Below are 18552 nucleotides of genomic sequence, written 5' to 3' on the forward strand. Positions count from 1 at the left end.
GCATGGCGAAGAACGTGCTCGGTGGCGAGCTGGCCGACTGCTCCCGCGACCCGATGACCGGCTACTACCGTGACGGCTGCTGCAACACCGGCACCGGCGACACGGGGGTCCACACCGTCTGCGCGGTGATGACCGCGGAGTTCCTGGCCTACTCGGCCTCGGTCGGCAACGACCTGGCCACGCCGATGCCCGAGTTCGGCTTCGCGGGCCTGAGCCCCGGTGATCAATGGTGCCTGTGCGCCCCACGCTGGCAGGAGGCGCTGGAGGCCGGCGCCGCGCCGAAGGTCGTGCTGGCCGCCACCCACATCCTGACGCTGGAGTGGTGCGGCCTGGCGGACCTGACGGCCCACGCCGTCGACGCCCCGTAGGGGCTGGGCCCGCCGGTCGCGGCGGCGAAGACCGTCCTCTGGTGGACGCTCGTGCAACCTGGTCGACGTGCGTGGCTCGTGCACCTCTGCCGGCACGGCGGTCAAGCTGCACATCCCGGGCCCGTATGGGTGCAGGCCGGCCGGGATGCTGGTCCAGCTGCACAATTCGGGCCGACCCGGCCGGACCGCGCCGGACCGCGCCGAGCCGACCGGACCGCGCCAATCGGGCCGGACCGCGCGGACCGCGCCGACCGGGCCGGACCGCGCCGGACCGGACCGGGCCGGACCGCGCCGGTGGGACCGAGGCGTCAGGCGGGGTGGGCGTTGCGGATCAGGTGGAGGGGTGCGCCGCCGCGTTGCGCGGTCAGGACCGCCTCGACGACGTAGTCAAGCTCGCGGGCCCGATGGGCGTCGGAGTCCAGGACCAGCGTGGCCCCGGCGGCGACGGCGATCGCCACCATCTCCGCGTCGAGGTCCAGCCGGCGGGGCGACCCGTTGACCTCCAGCGCCGTGCCCGTCTCGGCGGCCGCCTGGGCGATGGCGTGGATGTCGATGCGGTACCCCGGCCGCATCCCGAGCAGCCGGCCGACGGGATGCCCGATCGCGTGGACCGCCGGGTGGGCCACCGCAGCGAGGATCCGCTCGGTCTGGACGGGCTCGGGCCGCTGGAAGACCGAGTGCACACTGGCGACGCACCAGTCCTGAGCGAGCAACGTCTCCTCGTCGTAGTCCAGGCCGCCGTCCAGCCCGATGTTCAGCTCGAGCCCCCTGAGCAGCCGGACGTCAGGATGGCGTTCGCGGGCCTCCTCGATAGCAGCGTCCCGACGACGGAGCGCCTCCCGGGTCAGGCCGTTCATCGTCAGGTTCTCCGCGTGGTCGGTCAGGGCGATCCACTCGTACCCGCGTGCCCGGGCGGCGGTCGCCAGCGTGTCGATGGAGTCGTGGCCGTCCCCCGACCACTCGGTGTGCACGTGTCCGTCGCCGACCAGGTCAGCGAGCGTGATCAGGCGGTCGGGCACGGGCGGGCCGGCCACCTCGCGAAGGGGAGGCGGGACGGGCGTCATGTCCGCCGGGGCGTACGCCGTCGGTTCGTCCGGTGCCGCGCCGTCCATCCCTCGCTCCCGCAGGACCCGGACGTGTGCCTCGCTGCCGGTGGCGACGACGAGCGCCGACCCCGCGCGACGCTCGGCGGTGAGGTGCACGACCAGGTGACGCCCCGCCGAGGTCAGCAGGTCCACCCTGTCCCCGGTGTCGACCAGCGTCCTGATGCAGCCGTCGTGCTCGCACACCGCAACGGCGACCTGCGGGATCGGGTCGGTGCAGACCAGCAGCACATCCAGCGCCGTCGGCTGCTGCACCCCCCGTCGCACCTGCCCGGCCACGACGGCCCGGGCCACACCCGGCAACCCGCCCAGCGCCACCGCCCAGCGTTCGGCCTCCAGCCGTGCCTGCCGCAGCACGGGCATGCCGGCGCCGCGGTGGTCGATGCGTCCGAGCCCGTCGGCGATGACCTCGGCGGTCCGTTCCCGCACGCCGGGCACGTCGAGGATGCTGCCGTCCTCGACGAGGGCGGCCAACCCGTCACGGTCCACGACCCCGCGCGAGGACAGCTCGCGGGCCAGCCTGGTCGACACACCCATCACCTGCACCAGCTGGCCGAACCCTTCCGGTTCCTCCTCCCGCAGCCGCGCCAGGTAGCCGCTGACCCCGTCCTCCAGATGGCTCCGGATGGCCCGTGCCACCGCGTCGCCGACGCCGTCGAGGGCACGCAGCTCCTCCTCAGCCAGCTGGTCCACCGGCAGGGGAAGCGCGGCCACCATCCGGCCGGCGGTGCGGAAGGCGCGTGCGCGGAAGCGCTCGCCGCGGCGGGACGACAGGATCGCCGCGATCTCCGCGAGATCGTCGGCGACGGCGTCGTTGACACCTCGGTCGACGTTGTCCACAGCCACGGCCGGATCCTGCCCCATCCGTCCCGCCGGCATCCGTACCGCGCCGGGCATGGATCCCAGCACCCCCCGTAGACTGGTCCTCGACGATGACCGACCTGATCCGTCCCGATGAGGGAGTCCGTGTCCGCGGGCTCCGCCGGGTGGAGTTCGAGCAGATGGTCGCGCAGGGCATGTTCGAGGGCGAACCGATCGAGCTGCTCGGCGGGGAGCTGGTCTGGGTGAGCCCGCAGGGTTCACCCCACGGCTGGGCCATCACACGACTGACCGCCATGCTGGCGCCGCTGATGGCCCGAGGGCTGGACGTCCGGATCCAGCTGCCCCTGGCCGTCGATGACGTCTCCCTGCCCGAACCCGACGTCGCCGTGACCGACACCACCACCCCGCTCGCCCATCCGCTGGCCGCGCACGCCGCGATCGAGGTCTCGGTCACCAGCCAACGGCTGGACCTCGTGCACAAGGCGCCGCGGTACGCCGCGGCGGGCATCCCCCTCTACGTCGTCCTCGACATGGCCCGGGCCCGGGCGCTCGTGCACCACGACCCCACTCCCGACGGCTACGGGCGCGTCGACGAGCTGGGACCCGACGACGAGCTGGACGTCCTGGGGGCGCCGATCGACCTTGCCCTGCTGCTCGCCGACCGCTGGACGGCCGACGGGACCCGCGTCACGGACTGAGGGACGTGCACCGCGACGGGGTCAACGGCCGCAGCACTTCTTGAACTTCTTGCCGCTGCCGCAGGGGCACGGGTCGTTGCGGCCGACCTTGCTCGTGGGCTGCGGCGGCTCCTCGCCGATGCGCTCGAGTCCCTGCTCGGCGACCTCGGCGATCATCGGCTGACCCGACGCCAGCCCGCGGGTCCACGCCCTGCGGTACAGCGCGGTGGCCGTCTCGTGGTCGTCGAGCCGTTCGTGCATCTCCGCCGCACCCAGGATCGCCCCCGGCTCGTCGGCGTGGTCGGCCAGCACGTGGTCCAGCAGCTGCCGTTGCCGGGGGTCGTCCTGCTCGAGCCAGACCAGGGCGTCCATGTCGACCAGCCAGCAGGCCTCGGGGACGAGGAAGCGCAGGTCGTCCAGCGCCGCCAACCCGGCCTCGACCCCCTCCGCCTCCTTGATGTCCTGGGTGGCGCGTTCGAGCACGCCCGCCAGGTCGTCGTCGTCGATGTAGACCGGCGAGAGACGGCCGGGCTCGTCGAACCAGGTCCGCGCGCGGCGCAGCAGCTCCGTCGGCGTCGACTCGCCGCGGTCGATGGCGGCGATCCCTGCCCCGACGCCGCTGACGTACACCGCTTCCATGTCGATGATGAGCGAGTGGAGGGTGTGCAGCTCCTCCTCCGCCATCGGCAGGTGATCGGCGATCCAGCTCTCGTGCTGGCGCTGGTGGGTCGGGCAGAGGCCGAGGACCACCTCCAGCGGGATGTGGGGAGGGTGCAGGACGGTGCCCGCACAGCCGGCGCAGTCGTCGATCCGCTTGGGCGGCGTCGTCGGGACCAGCGGCTCGGCGGGGAACCCCAGCGGGCCGTCCTCGGCCTCGGCGATGTCGATGAGCACGCCGACGGAGTAGGGCAACCACTCCCCCACCTGCCAGCCGTCGATCGGTGCCGGCTCGGCCGGCAGGTCGGCGAGCGGGTCCTCGCCGTGGGCTGCACCGGTCGCGCCATCCGAGCCGGCCATGGCCTCGGCGACCGCGCGTGCCGCACGGCCGAGCAGCGCGGCCCAGCCTGCGTCGGCGGCGTCGAGCTCGGCCTGCCCCAGGGAGACGTAGCCGATGACCTCGCGTCCGTCGGGGGTCGGGTGGGCGGCCACGAAGCGGTCGGCGCCCTGCCGATCCCCCTCCAGCGGGTCGGCGGCGAGGATGCGCAGACGCACCTCCGTCGGCGTCCCGCCGACGTCCACGGGGCCGACGAGGTCGAGGACCATCGGCTCGTCACGCGGTACCTCGGCGAGGCGGTCGACGAGGTCGGCGGGAAGGTCGGCGGTGAGGTCGTTCATGAGGCCGGCAGGGTACCCGGGCGGTGCGTCAGGCCCCGCCGCGGCCGGTGTGGTCACGAGTGCTGGTGGTCGCCGGCCGTGTGGTCACGAATCCTGGCGCCGGCGGCGCGCCCGGCGGACCGCGATGCGACCCAGCGACCCGATGAGCATGCCGAACGAGCCGACGATGAACAGCCACACCCCGGCGGTCTTGAGCGACTCGAACAGGAAGAAGACCGAGCCGACGAAGAACGCGACGTTGCCGATGACGCCGAGCATGGTGTGGAACCACTCGTAGTCCTGCACCACCTCCTCGACGGGATGGGTGGACAGGCTGACGTCGTCGTGGTCGAGGTCGGTGGTCACGCAGAACTCCGGATGGGTCGGACGAACGAGGTGTTCATCCGACCCATCCCCGGTCCTGCGACCGGCAAACGACGATCAGGCCTGCTGGCTGGCCTCGGCCTCGGCGACCTTGGCGTGCACGTCCTCCATGTCGAGCTCGCGGACCTGCTCGATCAGCTGGTCCATCGCCTGCTGGGGCAGGGCGCCGGACTGGCGGAAGACCATCACGCCCTCGCGGAAGACCATGAGGGTCGGGATGGACTGGATGCCGGCTGCGCCGGCGAGGGCCTGCTCGGCCTCGGTGTCGACCTTGCCGAACACGATGTCGGGGTTGGACTCCGAGGTCGCCTCGTAGACGGGGGCGAAGGACTTGCAGGGGCCACACCACTCGGCCCAGAAGTCGACCATCACGATGTCGTTGTCGGTGACGGTGTCCTGGAAGCTGTCGGCGGTCAGGGTGACGGTGCTCATGGGGTTCTCCTCTGTTCGAGCCGTACGTCGATCCATCCCCCCAACACCAGCTGCCCAACCGATGTTCCGAACCGCCCGTCGACGGGCCCGGAGCCCTCTACAGTCAGGTCCATGGAGATCAGCGACGCCATCGGCTTCCTGTCCGAACGGCACCACGCGGTGATCGTGACCCTCTCCGAGGGGGAGGTTCCCCACGCCACCAACGTGGTCTACGCCTTCGATGGCACGACCTTCCGCGTCTCCGTGACCGACGGGCGCGTCAAGACCGACAACCTGCGCCGCCGGCCGCTGGCGGTCATGCATGTCGCCAGCGACGACTTCTGGTCCTACGTGGCGGCGACCTGCGACGTGGAGCTCTCGCCGGTCTCGACCGAACCGGGTGACGCCACCGGGCAGGAGCTGATGACCGTGTTCGAGGCCGTCCAGGGCAAACCCCACCCGGACCCCGAGGAGTTCATGCAGGCGATGGTCGACGACCGCCGCCTGGTGGTGCGGCTGACCCCGACCGCGGTCCACGGCCAGCTGCCTCGCTGAGGATCAGCTGGGCGATGGGAGCAGCCGACCGGTGGTCAGCTGCTCGAAGGTCAGCTGCTCGGGAGTTAGCTCGGCTGCGGGACCGGGTGCGGGTCGACGGTGGGGGCCCCGTCGGGGGCGGTCAGCGCGTCCGCGGCGGAGTCGGGGTCGCCGTGCACGAGCGCCACGCCGACCATGATGCACAGGCCGCCCACCAGCTGGATCGCGACGGGCAGCTGACCCAGCAGCACCCACGCGGCGAGCACCGCGAACAGCACCTCCGTCAGGCCGACGAAGGACGCCACGCGCGACCCCAGGCGACCGGCCGCGACGATGCCGGTGAGGTAGGCGAGCACCGAGGACACCAGCACCAGCACGACGACCGGCACGATCCAGCTCGTCGTGCGGCCCATCAGCTGCACCGACGCGGTCGACGCGTGCAGCGGCAGCACGCCGGCGACGCCGAGCAGCGCGATGGCGATGCTGCCGACGGCCAACCCGCCGCCGGCCAGCAGCACGGGCGGCAGGTCATCGGAGACCCTCGCCGACAGCAGGAAGTACGCGGACAGGCAGACCGCGGCGCCCAGTCCCCAGAGCACGCCGATCGGGTCGACGTCGACGGCGCCGCCGATGTCGAGCACCAGCACCAGGCCGACCATGGACACGACGGAACCGACGAGGGTCCGGCGGCCCGGGGCCGTCCGGGTGCGGGCCCAGGCCAGCCCGACGAGCAGGACCGGGGCGAGGTACTCCAGCAGCAGCGCCACCCCGACCGACAGCGTCTGAACAGCCGAGAAGTAGCAGATCTGGGCACCGGCGACGGCGATGACGCCATAGGCCAGGACGACGCGGGTGTCACGCCGGGCCGGACGCTTGCGACGCCAGACCACGACGAGGGCCGGCAGCAGGACGAGGGCAGCACCTCCGACACGGACGAGGACTGCGGCGGAGGGCGACCAACCCGACTCCAGCAGCGCCTTGGCGAACGGACCCGACAACCCGAACGTCAGGGCCGAGACCAGGGCCAGGAGGATCGCCCCGACCGAGCCGCCCTGTGGTGCGGGTCCACCGGCTCGACGCAGGCGCAGCCCGGCAAGCGACCCTGCCCGCAGGCGGGTGGGGATCCTGGGACGCAGGGTCGACATCGACCTCAGCACGGCGGTCGTCACGGGGCGGCTCCTCCTGGCCAGCCCCTTCGGACCGGCATGTCATGAGTCAAGTAGCATTACGGTCATGACCGTAGCGCCACAGTATGTCAGGAGTCAACGTGCGTTTCACCCATGACACGGAGATGGCGCTGCTGGCGACGGCTGCGCTGGTCAACACCGCCCCGAACGCCTCGGACAGCGGTGAGGACGAGATGCGCACCGCCGAGCAGCTGGAGGCGTTCGTCGCCGACAACCAGTACTCGGGATCGCGGACCCGCGACGATGTCGAGCTGGACGAGGTCCGGGACCTCCGCCCACGGCTCCGGGAGCTGTGGGATGACGACGTCGAGGCCGTGGTCGATCGGGTCAACACCCTGCTCCGCGAGCACGATGCGTTGCCGCAGCTGGTGCGCCACGACGGGTGGGACTGGCACATCCACGCGGTGGGGGCTGACCATCCGTTGGCCGAACGCATCGCCGTCGAGGCGGCGCTGGCCGTCGTCGACCTGGTCCGCGCCGACGAGCTGTCGCGCCTGCGGCTGTGCGCGGCCGAGGACTGTGATGCCGTGCTGATCGACCTCTCCCGCAACCGGTCCAAGCGCTACTGCGACGTGGGCAACTGCGGCAACCGGGCGAACGTGGCGGCCTACCGGGCGCGGAAGGCCGCCGGGGAACGATGACCCCGGCGGCTCCACCCCCCTCCGTCGGGGTCGGTACTAGGGGCTGATGCCGAGCAGGTCGGCCACGTCGTCACACGCCGTGCGCGAGGCCGAGCAGACGACCTCGGCCCCCTCGGCCACGGCAGCGGCGAGGAAGTCGGCGGTGACCTCGGGGACGGTGTCGCCGTCGAGCAGCACGATCGGGGCATCCCGCTCGGCGGACAGCCGTGCGGCAGAGAACCCGGCGGTCCAGCCGAACGCCGAGCCGCCATCGATCACCACGACCGCATCGGCGGGGTCAGCGGCCGTGGCGCCGCGCGCCTCGGCCACCGCGACGGCGGTGTGGAAGCGGGTCGGTCCAGCGACCCGATCGGTGTCGGCCACGATGGCAGCTGCCGCCACGGCGACGGGGTCGGACAGGGCTGCCTCGCCGCCGACGAGCCGGAGCGAACCCAACGATCCCTGCTCGAGGGCGCTCGTCGTCGTGGCGCTCAGCTGGTCGGTCTCGCTGAGCAGGACGGGGCCGCCCGACGTGGCAGCCCATCCGCCCAGGGCGAGGGAGTCGGCGAACGCCTGCGTCGGCTGGTCCGCCGACGCAGGGAACGCGCGGGCGAGGAAGCCGTCGTCGGAGGCGGCGAGGAGGGCGACAGCCGCTGCCGTCTCCAGCCTCGTCTCACCAGCGGTCCGGCCGACGGTGAACCCCTCGGCCATCAGCGCGTCGGCCACGGCCGGGCTGACGGCGAGCTCTCCCCCGAGGATGCGAACAGAGGTCGCCCCGATGCGTTGCAGCTCTGCCAGCACCTCGTCCTCGAGCTCGTCCGGGTCGGTCAGCAGGAGGGTGCGGGTGTCCTGGAGGGTTCCGGAGGCCAGCGCGTCAGCGAAGACGGCCTCGCTGGCGAGCAGCACCTCGACTTCCTGGACGCCGAGGATCCGCTGGGCGAACCCGGAGGGCCCGTTCGGCGTGGTCAGCTGGCTGAAGTCGATCGACACGTCCGAACCGCCACCGTCACCGTCGGCGGGGGGCACGTAGATCAGGCCGTCATCCGGCGGCGCCGTTTCGGTCGGCGTCGGGGTCGGCGTGGGTGTCGGGGGTGGGGGTGGGGGTGGGGGTGGGGGCGGCGGAGGAGGTGGGGGCGGCGCCGTCGGGGTGACCGCCCCTGACGGCGCGGATTCCGGGCCCTCACCGAGCGCGTTGGTCGCCGACACGGTGAACGTGTAGGGCGTGCCGTTCGTCAGGCCGGTCAGCTGGGTCTGGGTGGACCCGGCGCCGACGTCAACGGGGCCGGCAGCAAGGACGGCACCGTCGTACGCCCGCACCCGGAACCCGGTCAACGCGCTGCCGCCGTCGTCGGCCGGAGCGGTCCACGACACGGTCGCACGGGCGTTTCCGGCGACGGCACCCACGCCCGTCGGGGCTGCGGGGACGTCAGCGGGGGTGTAGGGACCGGCCTCGGCCGACTCCGGCCCCTCACCGATGGCGTTGACCGCCGAGACCGTGAACGTGTACGGCGTCCCGTTGGTCAGGCCGGTGATGGCGCCCGGGGTGTCGGTGAACGTCTCGAAGCCGCCCATCTGGACGCCGCCGTCGAAGGTGCGGACGCGGTACTCGGTGATGGGGCTGCCGCCGGTGTCGGCTGGGGGGTTCCAGGTGAGGGACACCTGTCCCGGGCCCGGCGTCCCGGACAGGTCCATCGGGGCATCGGGTGCCGTCGGGGCAGGGACGACGCCGGCGCTCTCGTCGGACTCCAGTACCTCACCGGACGTGGTCAGTGCCGCGACGGTGAAGGTGTAGGTCGTGCCGTTGGTGAGGCCCGGGACGGTCGCGGAGGTGGCGGCGGGCACGTCGAGGGGGGCGCCCATCTGCACGCCCGTGTCGAAGGTGCGGATCCGGTAGCCGGTGATGGTCCCGGGTTCGTTGGCCGGGGCGTTCCAGGTGAGGTCCACGTGGCCGTTGCCCGGTGTGCCCGCGACCGCGGAGGGGCGCAGGGCATCGAGGGCTGCATGGGCGTCCACGCGGCCGGCACCGACGGCGTCGGCGGGGGCGTTCATCGGCGTGGCCGTGTCCTCCAGCAGCTGGTGGATCTGCGCCGGCGTCATGTCCGGCGCCGCGTCGACGACGAGGGCCGCGACCGCAGCCGCGTGGGGCGCGGCGGCGGACGTGCCGAAGAAGCGGTTGCAACCGTCGAAGAACTGGCCGAAGAAGGTCGTGCAGGTGCCGTCGGTGGCGGTGATGTCCGGCTTGTCCAGCACGTTCGGGGTGGCGAGCGGTGCCGATGGCGTGCCGGTGCCGGGGAAACCAGGGCCCACGGTGTCGGTCGGCTCGAAGTAGTGCGTGACGGGTCCGTGGGAGCTGAACGTCTCCGGCAGGAGGCCGATGTCGTCGTACGGGGTCGCTGCGAGGGACAGGGCGTTCTCCGCCCCGTTGTGACCGAAGATGGTCGGGCCGACGATGTCGCCGTTGACCCCGTCGGGGTACTCCGCACCAACGATCCGGCTGCGCCCGAAGTTGAGGTTGATCCGGGGAGTGCCCGGGGTGGGCGATGGCCATCTGGCGACGACCACCGATACCTCCTGCTGGGCCCCACCGTTGACGAACTCGGTGCGCTCGAACGGCTGGACGCCGATGGGGTTGGTGGACGCGGCGACGCTGTTGCCCGAGGCGTTCAGGAAGACCACGTCGAGGTCGGTGACGACTCCGTGCCACGGCTCTGCCCACTGCGACAGCGACCGGAGGAACCCACCGACGGGCACGGTCAGCCCCAGGGTCGGGTCAGTGCCCGCGCCCGCATCGAAGTCGTGGCAGTCGAGGTAGCCCGCACCGTTGAACGCTGGTGGACATGCCGTCGGGCGGTATGCCGGAGCCTCGTAGCTGGCGACGTTCTTGCCACCGACGATCACGTTGCTGTTGCCGGCGCTCGACAGGTACACCGCACCGCCGGCAACCACATCGTCGACCGCAACCGAGATGGGTCCCTCCTGGAATACCGGCTCGACGAAGTACGTGATGTCGTCGACGATGACGTCCGCGCCCGCCGTGCGCAGGTCACGGATGCGGTCGGCGAACTGGTAGAGCCCCTCGAACGCCGTCGCGAACGACAGGTCGGCCTCGGGTGCGAGGTCGTGCACGAGCTGGGCCATGGCCCGGCCCTCGTCGATACCGCCGTTCAGGTCGGCCAGGACGTCGACCGCCGTGGTCCGTCCGCATGGGTTCGCTGCTCCGGGAAGGTCGTTGGACAGGATGTCGTCCGACTCGTCCGTGGCGTCGGTCGTGGTGGTGTCGTAGGTGTCCGACAGCACGCCGACCGTCACTCCGCTCCCGTCGACACCGAAGTCCCGGCGGGCGATGTCGGCCTGCAGCTGGATGTCGGCGGTGCTGTTGATGCCCGTCGCACATGCCCCGGTGACCGTGCCGTCGTCGTTGACGTCGGGGGCCCACGCCTCCTGGAGCGACACGACGCCGTCGACGGCGGCAACCGCTCGCAGGTCCGCCGGGGCCACGTACGCCGTCACGACCCGGTATTCGTCGGCCACATGGGTGATCTCGGCGCCCGCATCCTCCAAGGCGGCCTCGATACCCGCGTCGATGGCACGGTCGGCCTGCACGTAGACCAACAACCGTCTGCCGTCGTTGATGATCGAGTCCGGGACCGGGCGAACCCCCGGCTCGCTGCTGCTCGTGCCGACCTGGGCGACCTCGCCACGGGCGTAGTCGCTGAGGACCTGGCTGAGCCCCTGTTCGTTCCCGCGCGGATCGGAGGCCGGGCGGTCCTGTGCACCTGCGGGTACTGACAGCAGCGCGGCCAACAGGCCGAACAGCGCCGCGAACGCGAACCGACGGATACGAGACACGTGCATCGAGGTCCCTCCACCTTCTGCCGTTGGCACAGCGATCGCGCCTGGGCGTCGCACGCTACGACTGCGTCCACGGATCCACAACAGGCCGTAAGGAGTGGGCACGCGCAGTCGAACCCAAGGTCCTGAACGCGCCGGGACCTTCGGTCATGGTCATCGTCGCCGGGATCCTCGACGCTGGCCGTCGTGTCCATCGAGCCCAGCACCCCGCCGTCGCGGCCGCGGACCATCCGCGGCCACCGCGAGGGACGCCTGGGACGGTCACCGTTCGGGCCCACCGGCCCCGCCGTCCTGCTCGCCGTCGGCTACGGCGTCGCCGTGGCGGCATGGACGCTGGCGGGTGACGTCCTGCCGGGTGGCCGGTGGCTGGCGGTGCACCTGTTCACCCTCGGTGTCCTCTCCAACCTCGTGCTGGCGTTCGCCGACCACTTCGGGACGACCCTGACCCGCAGCCCGGCCGCCAACCTCACAGGCCGTCTGGTCGTGGCCAACGTCGGCGCGGTGCTGATGCTGACCGGGGTCGTCCAGGGTCGACGGGCCCTGCTGGGCGTCGGTGCCACGGCGCTGACGGGCGCCGTCATGTGGTCCTGGTGGCAGCTTCGGCGCATGCGCCGGCGCGCGGTCGGCGCTCGGTTCGCCTGGATCGTGCGGGTGTACGAGCGAGCCCACGGCATGTTCGTCCACGGTGCCCTGCTCGGGGTGCTGATGGGCCTCGGCGTGCTGTCGGGCCCCTGGTACGTCTCCGCCCGTGTCGCCCACCTGCACGTCAACGTGCTCGGCTGGGGCGGGCTGACGTTGTTGTCCACCGTCGTCTTCTTCGGGCCGACACTTGCCCGCACCCGGATCGAGCCAGGAGCCGACGACCGTGCCGCCGTCGTGCTGCGTCACGGCGCGACCGGCCTGAGCGTCGGCACCCTCCTGCTGCTCGGATCCGGCGTCGGTGGGGTGCTCGGGGTCGTCGTCCGATGCCTGGCGGCGGTCGCGTTGGGGGTCTTCGCCTGGGCTGCCACGACGACGTGCAGCGCGGTCGTGCGGGCGGCGCTGCGGTCTCGTGGCGCGCCGGCGAGGTGGTCGGTCGTCGCGGTCGGCCTGTGGTTCCCCGCGATGGTGTGGGCGGACGTGGCCGTGGTCGCCTACGGCTGGTGGGACCGTCTGGATGCCCTGGGCGTGGCCGTCGGCATGGGCGTGCTGCTGCAGGCGATCGTCGGCGCGCTGACCCACGTCGCCCCCATGCTCCGGGGCCGCACCTTCGCCGGACGGGACCGGATGGTCGCCAGGTTCGAGCGGTTGGCCACGATCCGTGTGGCGCTGTTCAACGCCGGTCTGCTCGCGGTCGTCGTCGCCATAACGATCGGCGGTGCCGCCGGGGCAGTGATGTCCAGGGTCGGCTGGGGCACGGTCGGCGCCGTCGTCACCAGCCACCTGCTGGCCGGCCTGGTCCCCGCGCGCACCTCCCCCGAATCCCCGGTGGTCTCCCGGGTGGCGTCGCGCTACCGACGGGACGGCTGACCGTCGCCCTCGATGATCGCCGGCGATCCCGAGGGAAGCGCAAACCCGTGGCGAGGAGGAGCAGCGCGAGCGCCGGTCGGCATCAGGCGCCGCCTGAGGACGGGGTGACGTGCACCGCCAGCCAACGCGTCCCGGCGGTCGTGGCCAGGACACGGTGCGGGGTGCCGGCCGGCAGGACGATCCAGTCGCCCGCCGCCAGCGTCCGTGGCTCGCCGGCCACCTCGAGCTCAGCGCTGCCGTCGAGCACGACCACCCACTCGTCGGCCTCGCCGACCTGCACGCCGGTGTCCGGGGTGGCGGAGGACGTGATCTGCTCCACGGTCACGCCGGGCAGGCGAAGCAGCGTGGCGAACGCCTCTCCCTCCACCGGTACGTCCGTGGCGGTGGCCAGCGTGCCCGCCCGCAGCGTGGCTCCGCGCGGGTCGTGGCGCAGCATCGCCACCTCCTTGTCGGCGGCGTGGGCGAGCCGCCCCATCTCCTCGAACCCCATCTCGGCATGGAAGTCCAGGGACGCGTCGTTGCGAGGGATGGTGTTGACCTCGGCCAGCACGGGCAGGTCACCGGCCTCGTCGATGACCCGGTGGTACAGCGCCCTGCCGACGCCGCGTCGCCGGTGGTCGGGGGCGACGACGACCCGGTCGACGTAGAGGAAGGCCGGGACCCGCTCGGCGAACCATCGGTAGTTGGGGCTGGCGTAGTCCGACCCCTCGCGGACCAGGACGACGAAGCCGGCGATCGATCCGCCGCGGCGGATGACGATGGTCCGGTCGGCCTGTGCGAGCAGCCGGTCGAACCCGGCCCGGTCCAACGAGCCGACGGCCGGGACCTCCGCCTCGTTGAGCGCCAGGAGGTGGTCGATGTCCTCGGGCGTGGCCGGCGCGAGGACGGGGGCGTCGATCGGGCGGGCGAGGGACAGCTCGTGCCCGTCGGGGTCGGTGCAGTGCACGTAGCGTTCACCCCACGGCGCGTCGGCCGGCTGACCATCCAGCACCCCGCCGGCCGCCACCGCTACGCGGGCCATGGCGTCGACGTCGTCGACCCAGACGATGACCCGTCCCCAGCCCGACGGGGACGGTCCCGGGACCTGCTGGAGGTTGATGAACCCCTCCCCGCAGCGGTAGGAGGTGAAGTCGGCCTGGTGATGGACGCGCTCGAGGCCCAGCGCGTCGTAGAAGGTGGTCGATCGGTCCATGTCGGCCACGGCGAGCGTCACCGCGCTCAACGATTCGATACGTGCCATCCCGGGACCGTACCGGCGCGTGTCGGGCAACCACGACGGGCGGCCCGGAACCCGACACACGTCCGTGACCGGCCCACCCCCGGCAACCACCGCGGGCGGCCCCCACGAAAGGACGCGGGACGCCTCAGGTCTCGTTCGCGGCCGCCGATCGGAGGCCGATGGGCGACCCAACACCGACACGGGGGATGGCTGCGGCGCGCCCTCGACCGTGGCTCGTGGTCGGCGCAGTCCTGGCCATCGGGGCCATGCTCGTCGGCGACGAGGCACGGGTGGCCGCGCGAGGGCTGCAGTACCTGCTCGCGGCTGCGGCCGGCACGACGAGCCTCCTCCGTGTCCGTCGCGCCAACGGTCCTCGACTTCCGGCCTTCTGGTTGCTCGTCGGGTCCTGCACGCTGTACGCCCTCAGCAACGGTGCCCGGTTCGCCCTGCCCGACGGCGGGCCGGGTGAGCTGCTCAACGGACTCGCAAGCCTCCTGCTGCTGACGGCCGGTGCGGTCTTCGTCCGCGGCATCCGCCCGGGTCACGGCCGCCACATCGTCCTCGACGGCCTGATCGTGGGCCTCATCGCCGCGATGGGCCTGCGCGAGCTCGCCGCCCTGACCGGCGACCCGACGGTGGCGGACTCGCTGCCCTCCACGATGCTGGTCATCGGCTTGGTCGGGACCAGCCTGTGGCTGCGTGCCATCGCCACCGACCCCTCCGGCGCGGTGAAGTCCTTCGCCCTGGCTGCCGGGCTCGCGATGCCCGGGACGATCCTCACGGCGCTGCAGGACCTCGGGCCCGTACGGCCGCGGTCGATCGACATCTGGACGGTCGTCTCGAGCCTGCTGCTCGTCCATGCCCTGTCCCACCGCGACCTGTCGACCATCCGTCCCGGTCCGGCGCCGGTGTACCGGCGGGTGACCGCGGCGTCGGTGTCGCTGATGTGCGTCGCGCTGGCGGCGGCACCGGCACTGATGTGGTCACGTGTGGCGCTGGACACACCACCCGATGTCGGACTCGCGACGGGCCTGACACTGCTGTCGGCCCTGTGGGTCATGCGCTTCTCGCTGATGCTGATCGACCGCGACCTCGACCGTGCACGGCTGGACGAGGAGCTCGCAACCGACCCGTTGACGGGGGTTGCCAGCCGCCGGCAGCTGACCGACCACCTCGACAGCCTGCTGGGCGACCCCCACGTCGCCCGTGACGTGGCCGTCCTCATGGCCGACGTCGACGAGTTCAAGGCCGTCAACGACCGTCACGGGCACCGGGCCGGCGACCAGGCGCTGATCGCGGTCGCCCAGCACCTCGAGGAGGCCGTCGGCGGCCGAGGGCTGGTCGCCCGGTTGTCGGGCGACGAGTTCACCGTCGTCGTCCGGACTCCCGACCCGCTGACGCTCCACAAGGAGGTCACCGCCGCCCTCAACGACGTCCCCGTGGCCACCGACCCACCCATCCGGGTCCGGGTCAGCGTCGGCATGGCCATCGCCACACCCGGCGAGACATCATCACACGCGCTGATGGAGCGCGCCGACCAGGCGATGTACCGCCACAAGCGTCAACGGTTCGACTCACCGCCCCGTGTCGACCTCGACGACGCGACCGACCCGCCCGCCGTCGGACGCCACACCCCTTAGCCAGCCGACGACTCAGCTGCCGGCCACGATCCCGTCAGCGGTCGCGGCGAGCGTGTCGGCGAGGTCGGCCGCCATGGGCACGGCCACGAGCACGACCAGCAGGGCCGGCACGAGGAACAGCAGGGCGATGCGCAGCAGGGTCCTGGCCGACGGCGCCTGCAGCGTGCGGGCGGTCCGGTCGGCGGTCCCTCGCACGGCCTGCATGACCGGTGCCACGGAGGCGAAGTCGACGGCTCCGACGGCCGCACGCGACGACCGTGGCTCCGAGGTGGGCGCGACGAAGTAGCCGCGGAGCTCGGACCGGAGACGGTGGACGACATCGTTGTGCATGGCGACAGGGATGCCCGTCGGCGACGACCCCGAACCGTCGCCGTCCCCGGTCACCCCGTCGACGCCGCGACACCCCCGGCGACGTAGCCTGCGCCCCAGTCCCGCAGACCAGCCTGCAGCGGCCCACACCGGGTCGCACACACCAACGGAGGTCCACCGATCGCACGCGCAGCCGGGGTACGGGCGTTGCTGGGTGCCGCACACCTCGAGCCCTCGCTCGTCGTCGTCGCCGTGACGGCCGGCCTCGCGGTGGGCGTCGGCATGGATGGCGGACAGCTCGCCCTGCTGATGGGTGCCGTCCTCAGCGGCCAGCTGTCGGTGGGGTGGTCCAACGACTGGATCGACGCCCGCCGGGGCCGTGACGACGGCCGCCCAGACAAGCCGGCGGCAACCGGGGCCGTGGCTCGAACAACCGTGCAGCGGGCGGCGGTCGGCGCGCTGGCAGTGACGATCGCCACCTCGTCGGTGCTCGGGGTGGTCCCCGGAAGCCTGCACCTGCTGGCCGTCGCGCTGGCGTGGGCCTACAACGCCGCCCTCAAGGACACGGTGTGGAGCCCGGTCAGCTACCTGGTCGCCTTCGGCCTGCTGCCGGTGGTGGTCACGACGGCGGCGGGTGCGGGCTGGCCGGCGTGGTGGGCCGTGGTCGCCGCGGCGTGCTTCGGGGCCGGGGTCCATGCGGCGAACGTCCTGCCCGACCTCGAACGCGATCGGGCCCAGGGGATCGGCGGACTCCCCCAGCGACTGGGTGCCAGCGGCGCCGTCGCCATGGCTGTGGGCTTCCTCGGGACCGGCACGGCAACCGCGCTGCTCGGCCCGGGGCACGGGACACCTCTCGTCGCCGCGGCGACCACGCTCGTCCTGCTGATCGCCGTGGTCGCTGCGCATCGGGCGGGCCGGGCTCGCCTTGCGTTTCGGCTGAGCATGGCGACGGGTCTGCTGCTGGTCGCCACGCTCGTCGCACGGGGTTCCCAGCTGACCGGCTGAGCCGTTCGAGGACGACACACCGTCCGTGGCGCGTCAGGCCAGCAGCACCGCCAGGCCGAACACGACGTACTCGGCGAAGAACAGCCGCCAGATGTCGCGGTAGAACACGACCAGCGTCGTCGGGTCGGAGAGCTGGACACGACGGGTGATCCCCACGGTGGCGGCCAGCAGGGCGGCATGCCCGACCGCCAGCGCCGGCCCGTTGACCCCGTCGAGCCCGACGATGCCGGCGGCGATCAGGGAGAGGTAACACGCGGCGAGGACGCCCAGGCCCAACGCCAGGACCCGCCGGACACCCAGCCGCAGGACGAGCGTGGCGATGCCGTGCCTGGCGTCACCGACCATGTCAGGGACGTCCTTGAACCAGGCGATCGCGATGGTCAGCCCGAGCACCATCCCGGTCAGCGCCCACACGTGCCGCGGGACGGATGGCGCCGGTCCCAGCACGTCGGTGAAGTGGGCGAACAGCAGCAGGTTGACCACCACCGCCCGGACCGACGTGATGGCCGCCGCCGCGCCGAGGTGGAACCGCTTCAGCCGGATGGGCGGCAACGAGTAGGCGGTGCCGACCGCCAGCCCCACGAGGATCGCCGCCAACAGGTACGGGCCGCTGAGGAGGGCCAGGCCGACCGCGAGCAACGCCGAGATCGCCACCAGCGCCCGTGCCGCCGGCAGGCCGAGCTCGCCGGACGCCACCGGCAGCTCGGGTTTGTTGATCCGGTCGATCTCGACGTCGGTCAGCTGGTTGATCCCGACGATGTAGACGTTGGTCGCCAGGGCCGCGAGGAGGGTGACGACCAGCACGGGGAGCGCGGCACGGACGTCGGCGTCGACCAGCGCCACGGCCATGCCCCAGAGCACGACGGTCGCGAGCGTCGTCCCGATGAGGGTGTGGGGACGGCCGAACGCCACGACGATCGCGACCGGCCCTCGGTCGTGCACGACGGACGAGCTCACCGCCGCACCTCCACCCCGTGCACACCGCACCGCGCCTGTGCGACACAGCGGTGGTGTGGACGTCGTCCCTGGGCGGGCATCACGACCGTACGCCCCCCGACTCCAGAGGACACGTCACCATGATCGATCGCCCCACCCCCGGCCAGCCCGCCCCCGACCTGAACGTCGACCTCGTCGGCGGTGGCAGCTGGAAGCTGGCCGACCGGACGCCAGACGCCTTCTCCATGCTGGTGTTCTACCGCGGGCTGCACTGCCCGGTCTGCCGGAGCTACAACCGGACGCTCGACCGCATGGCCGGCGACTTCGCCGAGGCAGGGGTCGAGCCCATCGCCATCAGCATGGACACCCAGTCGCGTGCGACGGAGTCGGTCGAGGAGTGGGGCATCGAGCACCTGCCCGTCGGCTACGGCCTCAGCGAGGACGACGCGAGGACGTGGGGCCTCTACATCTCCACCGCCATCAAGGACGGCGAGCCGGCACGCTTCAGTGAACCCGGCCTGTTCCTGATCTCCCCGGACCGGTCGTTGTTCTACGCGGCGGTCAACTCCATGCCGTGGGGCCGCCCCGATCCCGAGGAGCTGCTGAAGGCCATCGGGTGGGTCAAGGAGCACGACTACCCCTCGCGCGGTCGGGCCAGCTGA

The 18552-nt window shown here is 72.3% G+C and carries 17 protein-coding genes; 8 read left to right on the plus strand and 9 right to left on the minus strand.

What is annotated here, in order from left to right:
• Positions 1-2 precede the first annotated feature (2 nt).
• Positions 3-368, plus strand: a complete 366-nt coding sequence (locus CUC05_RS16560; protein ID WP_108667234.1) for a DUF2237 family protein — start codon at positions 3-5, stop codon at positions 366-368.
• Between the two features lie 308 nt (positions 369-676).
• On the opposite strand, the gene CUC05_RS16565 is transcribed toward CUC05_RS16560, so the two are convergent.
• Positions 677-2317 (minus strand): PHP domain-containing protein, encoded by a 1641-nt coding sequence (locus CUC05_RS16565; protein ID WP_170128041.1) that lies wholly within the window; start codon positions 2315-2317, stop codon positions 677-679.
• An 86-nt stretch (positions 2318-2403) separates the two neighbouring features.
• Between CUC05_RS16565 and CUC05_RS16570 the strand changes: the two genes are divergently transcribed.
• Positions 2404-2991 carry a Uma2 family endonuclease gene (locus tag CUC05_RS16570; RefSeq protein WP_108667236.1) on the plus strand — a complete coding sequence of 196 codons (588 nt, stop codon included), beginning with the start codon at positions 2404-2406 and terminating at the stop codon, positions 2989-2991.
• A gap of 21 nt (positions 2992-3012) precedes the next feature.
• Here CUC05_RS16570 and CUC05_RS25925 read toward each other — a convergent pair whose 3' ends face one another.
• From CUC05_RS25925 to trxA, 3 genes are all read right to left on the minus strand, one after another.
• Positions 3013-4305 carry a YecA family protein gene (locus CUC05_RS25925; protein ID WP_276308913.1) on the minus strand — a complete coding sequence of 431 codons (1293 nt, stop codon included), beginning with the start codon at positions 4303-4305 and terminating at the stop codon, positions 3013-3015.
• 84 nt (positions 4306-4389) lie between these two features.
• Entirely contained in the window at positions 4390-4650 is a 261-nt protein-coding gene (locus CUC05_RS16580; protein ID WP_205712382.1) for a YrhK family protein, read from the minus strand.
• A 75-nt stretch (positions 4651-4725) separates the two neighbouring features.
• On the minus strand, positions 4726-5100 hold the full coding sequence (gene trxA, locus CUC05_RS16585; protein WP_108667237.1) for a thioredoxin: 375 nt from the start codon (positions 5098-5100) through the stop codon (positions 4726-4728).
• A gap of 111 nt (positions 5101-5211) precedes the next feature.
• Here trxA and CUC05_RS16590 point away from each other — a divergent pair, with 111 nt between their 5' ends.
• Positions 5212-5634 carry a TIGR03618 family F420-dependent PPOX class oxidoreductase gene (locus CUC05_RS16590; RefSeq protein WP_108667238.1) on the plus strand — a complete coding sequence of 141 codons (423 nt, stop codon included), beginning with the start codon at positions 5212-5214 and terminating at the stop codon, positions 5632-5634.
• A 65-nt stretch (positions 5635-5699) separates the two neighbouring features.
• On the opposite strand, the gene CUC05_RS16595 is transcribed toward CUC05_RS16590, so the two are convergent.
• The gene (locus CUC05_RS16595; RefSeq protein WP_205712383.1) at positions 5700-6782 is read right to left on the minus strand and encodes an EamA family transporter; all 1083 of its coding nucleotides are present in this window, start codon (positions 6780-6782) and stop codon (positions 5700-5702) included.
• A gap of 98 nt (positions 6783-6880) precedes the next feature.
• On the opposite strand from CUC05_RS16595, the gene CUC05_RS16600 reads away from it, so the two are divergent.
• Complete coding sequence (locus CUC05_RS16600; protein ID WP_108667239.1) at positions 6881-7441, plus strand: CGNR zinc finger domain-containing protein; 561 nt, start codon at positions 6881-6883, stop codon at positions 7439-7441.
• A 36-nt stretch (positions 7442-7477) separates the two neighbouring features.
• On the opposite strand, the gene CUC05_RS25930 is transcribed toward CUC05_RS16600, so the two are convergent.
• The gene (locus CUC05_RS25930) at positions 7478-11275 is read right to left on the minus strand and encodes a fibronectin type III domain-containing protein (RefSeq protein WP_108667240.1); all 3798 of its coding nucleotides are present in this window, start codon (positions 11273-11275) and stop codon (positions 7478-7480) included.
• Between the two features lie 183 nt (positions 11276-11458).
• On the opposite strand from CUC05_RS25930, the gene CUC05_RS16610 reads away from it, so the two are divergent.
• Positions 11459-12781, plus strand: a complete 1323-nt coding sequence (locus CUC05_RS16610) for a hypothetical protein (protein ID WP_108667241.1) — start codon at positions 11459-11461, stop codon at positions 12779-12781.
• A gap of 82 nt (positions 12782-12863) precedes the next feature.
• Here CUC05_RS16610 and CUC05_RS16615 read toward each other — a convergent pair whose 3' ends face one another.
• The gene (locus CUC05_RS16615; protein WP_108667242.1) at positions 12864-14021 is read right to left on the minus strand and encodes a GNAT family N-acetyltransferase; all 1158 of its coding nucleotides are present in this window, start codon (positions 14019-14021) and stop codon (positions 12864-12866) included.
• A gap of 185 nt (positions 14022-14206) precedes the next feature.
• Here CUC05_RS16615 and CUC05_RS16620 point away from each other — a divergent pair, with 185 nt between their 5' ends.
• A complete protein-coding gene (locus CUC05_RS16620; protein WP_157965669.1) occupies positions 14207-15640 on the plus strand; it encodes a GGDEF domain-containing protein in 1434 nt (477 codons plus the stop codon).
• Between the two features lie 12 nt (positions 15641-15652).
• On the opposite strand, the gene CUC05_RS16625 is transcribed toward CUC05_RS16620, so the two are convergent.
• Entirely contained in the window at positions 15653-15970 is a 318-nt protein-coding gene (locus CUC05_RS16625) for a hypothetical protein (RefSeq protein ID WP_157965670.1), read from the minus strand.
• Positions 15971-16156: 186 nt separating this feature from the next.
• On the opposite strand from CUC05_RS16625, the gene CUC05_RS16630 reads away from it, so the two are divergent.
• Positions 16157-16954, plus strand: coding sequence for a UbiA family prenyltransferase (locus tag CUC05_RS16630; RefSeq protein WP_108667245.1), 798 nt, complete (start codon positions 16157-16159; stop codon positions 16952-16954).
• A 33-nt stretch (positions 16955-16987) separates the two neighbouring features.
• Here the strand turns inward: CUC05_RS16630 and CUC05_RS16635 are convergent, their stop codons facing one another.
• Positions 16988-17911, minus strand: a complete 924-nt coding sequence (locus tag CUC05_RS16635; RefSeq protein ID WP_157965671.1) for a homogentisate phytyltransferase — start codon at positions 17909-17911, stop codon at positions 16988-16990.
• 119 nt (positions 17912-18030) lie between these two features.
• On the opposite strand from CUC05_RS16635, the gene CUC05_RS16640 reads away from it, so the two are divergent.
• Entirely contained in the window at positions 18031-18552 is a 522-nt protein-coding gene (locus CUC05_RS16640; protein ID WP_108667247.1) for a redoxin domain-containing protein, read from the plus strand.

The organism is Euzebya rosea (assembly GCF_003073135.1).
Taxonomy (GTDB): Bacteria; Actinomycetota; Nitriliruptoria; order Euzebyales; family Euzebyaceae; genus Euzebya; species Euzebya rosea.

Excerpts from the sequence above, each read along its gene's own strand:
- CUC05_RS16620 (WP_157965669.1), top strand. The coding sequence starts at position 14,207 with ATGGCTGCGGCGCGCCCTCGACCGTGGCTCGTGGTCGGCGCAGTCCTG.
- CUC05_RS25925 (WP_276308913.1), bottom strand. The coding sequence starts at position 4,305 with ATGAACGACCTCACCGCCGACCTTCCCGCCGACCTCGTCGACCGCCTC.
- CUC05_RS16625 (WP_157965670.1), bottom strand. The coding sequence starts at position 15,970 with ATGCACAACGATGTCGTCCACCGTCTCCGGTCCGAGCTCCGCGGCTAC.
- CUC05_RS25930 (WP_108667240.1), bottom strand. The coding sequence starts at position 11,275 with ATGCACGTGTCTCGTATCCGTCGGTTCGCGTTCGCGGCGCTGTTCGGC.
- CUC05_RS16615 (WP_108667242.1), bottom strand. The coding sequence starts at position 14,021 with ATGGCACGTATCGAATCGTTGAGCGCGGTGACGCTCGCCGTGGCCGAC.
- CUC05_RS16640 (WP_108667247.1), top strand. The coding sequence starts at position 18,031 with ATGATCGATCGCCCCACCCCCGGCCAGCCCGCCCCCGACCTGAACGTC.
- CUC05_RS16570 (WP_108667236.1), top strand. The coding sequence starts at position 2,404 with ATGACCGACCTGATCCGTCCCGATGAGGGAGTCCGTGTCCGCGGGCTC.
- trxA (WP_108667237.1), bottom strand. The coding sequence starts at position 5,100 with ATGAGCACCGTCACCCTGACCGCCGACAGCTTCCAGGACACCGTCACC.
- CUC05_RS16590 (WP_108667238.1), top strand. The coding sequence starts at position 5,212 with ATGGAGATCAGCGACGCCATCGGCTTCCTGTCCGAACGGCACCACGCG.
- CUC05_RS16560 (WP_108667234.1), top strand. The coding sequence starts at position 3 with ATGGCGAAGAACGTGCTCGGTGGCGAGCTGGCCGACTGCTCCCGCGAC.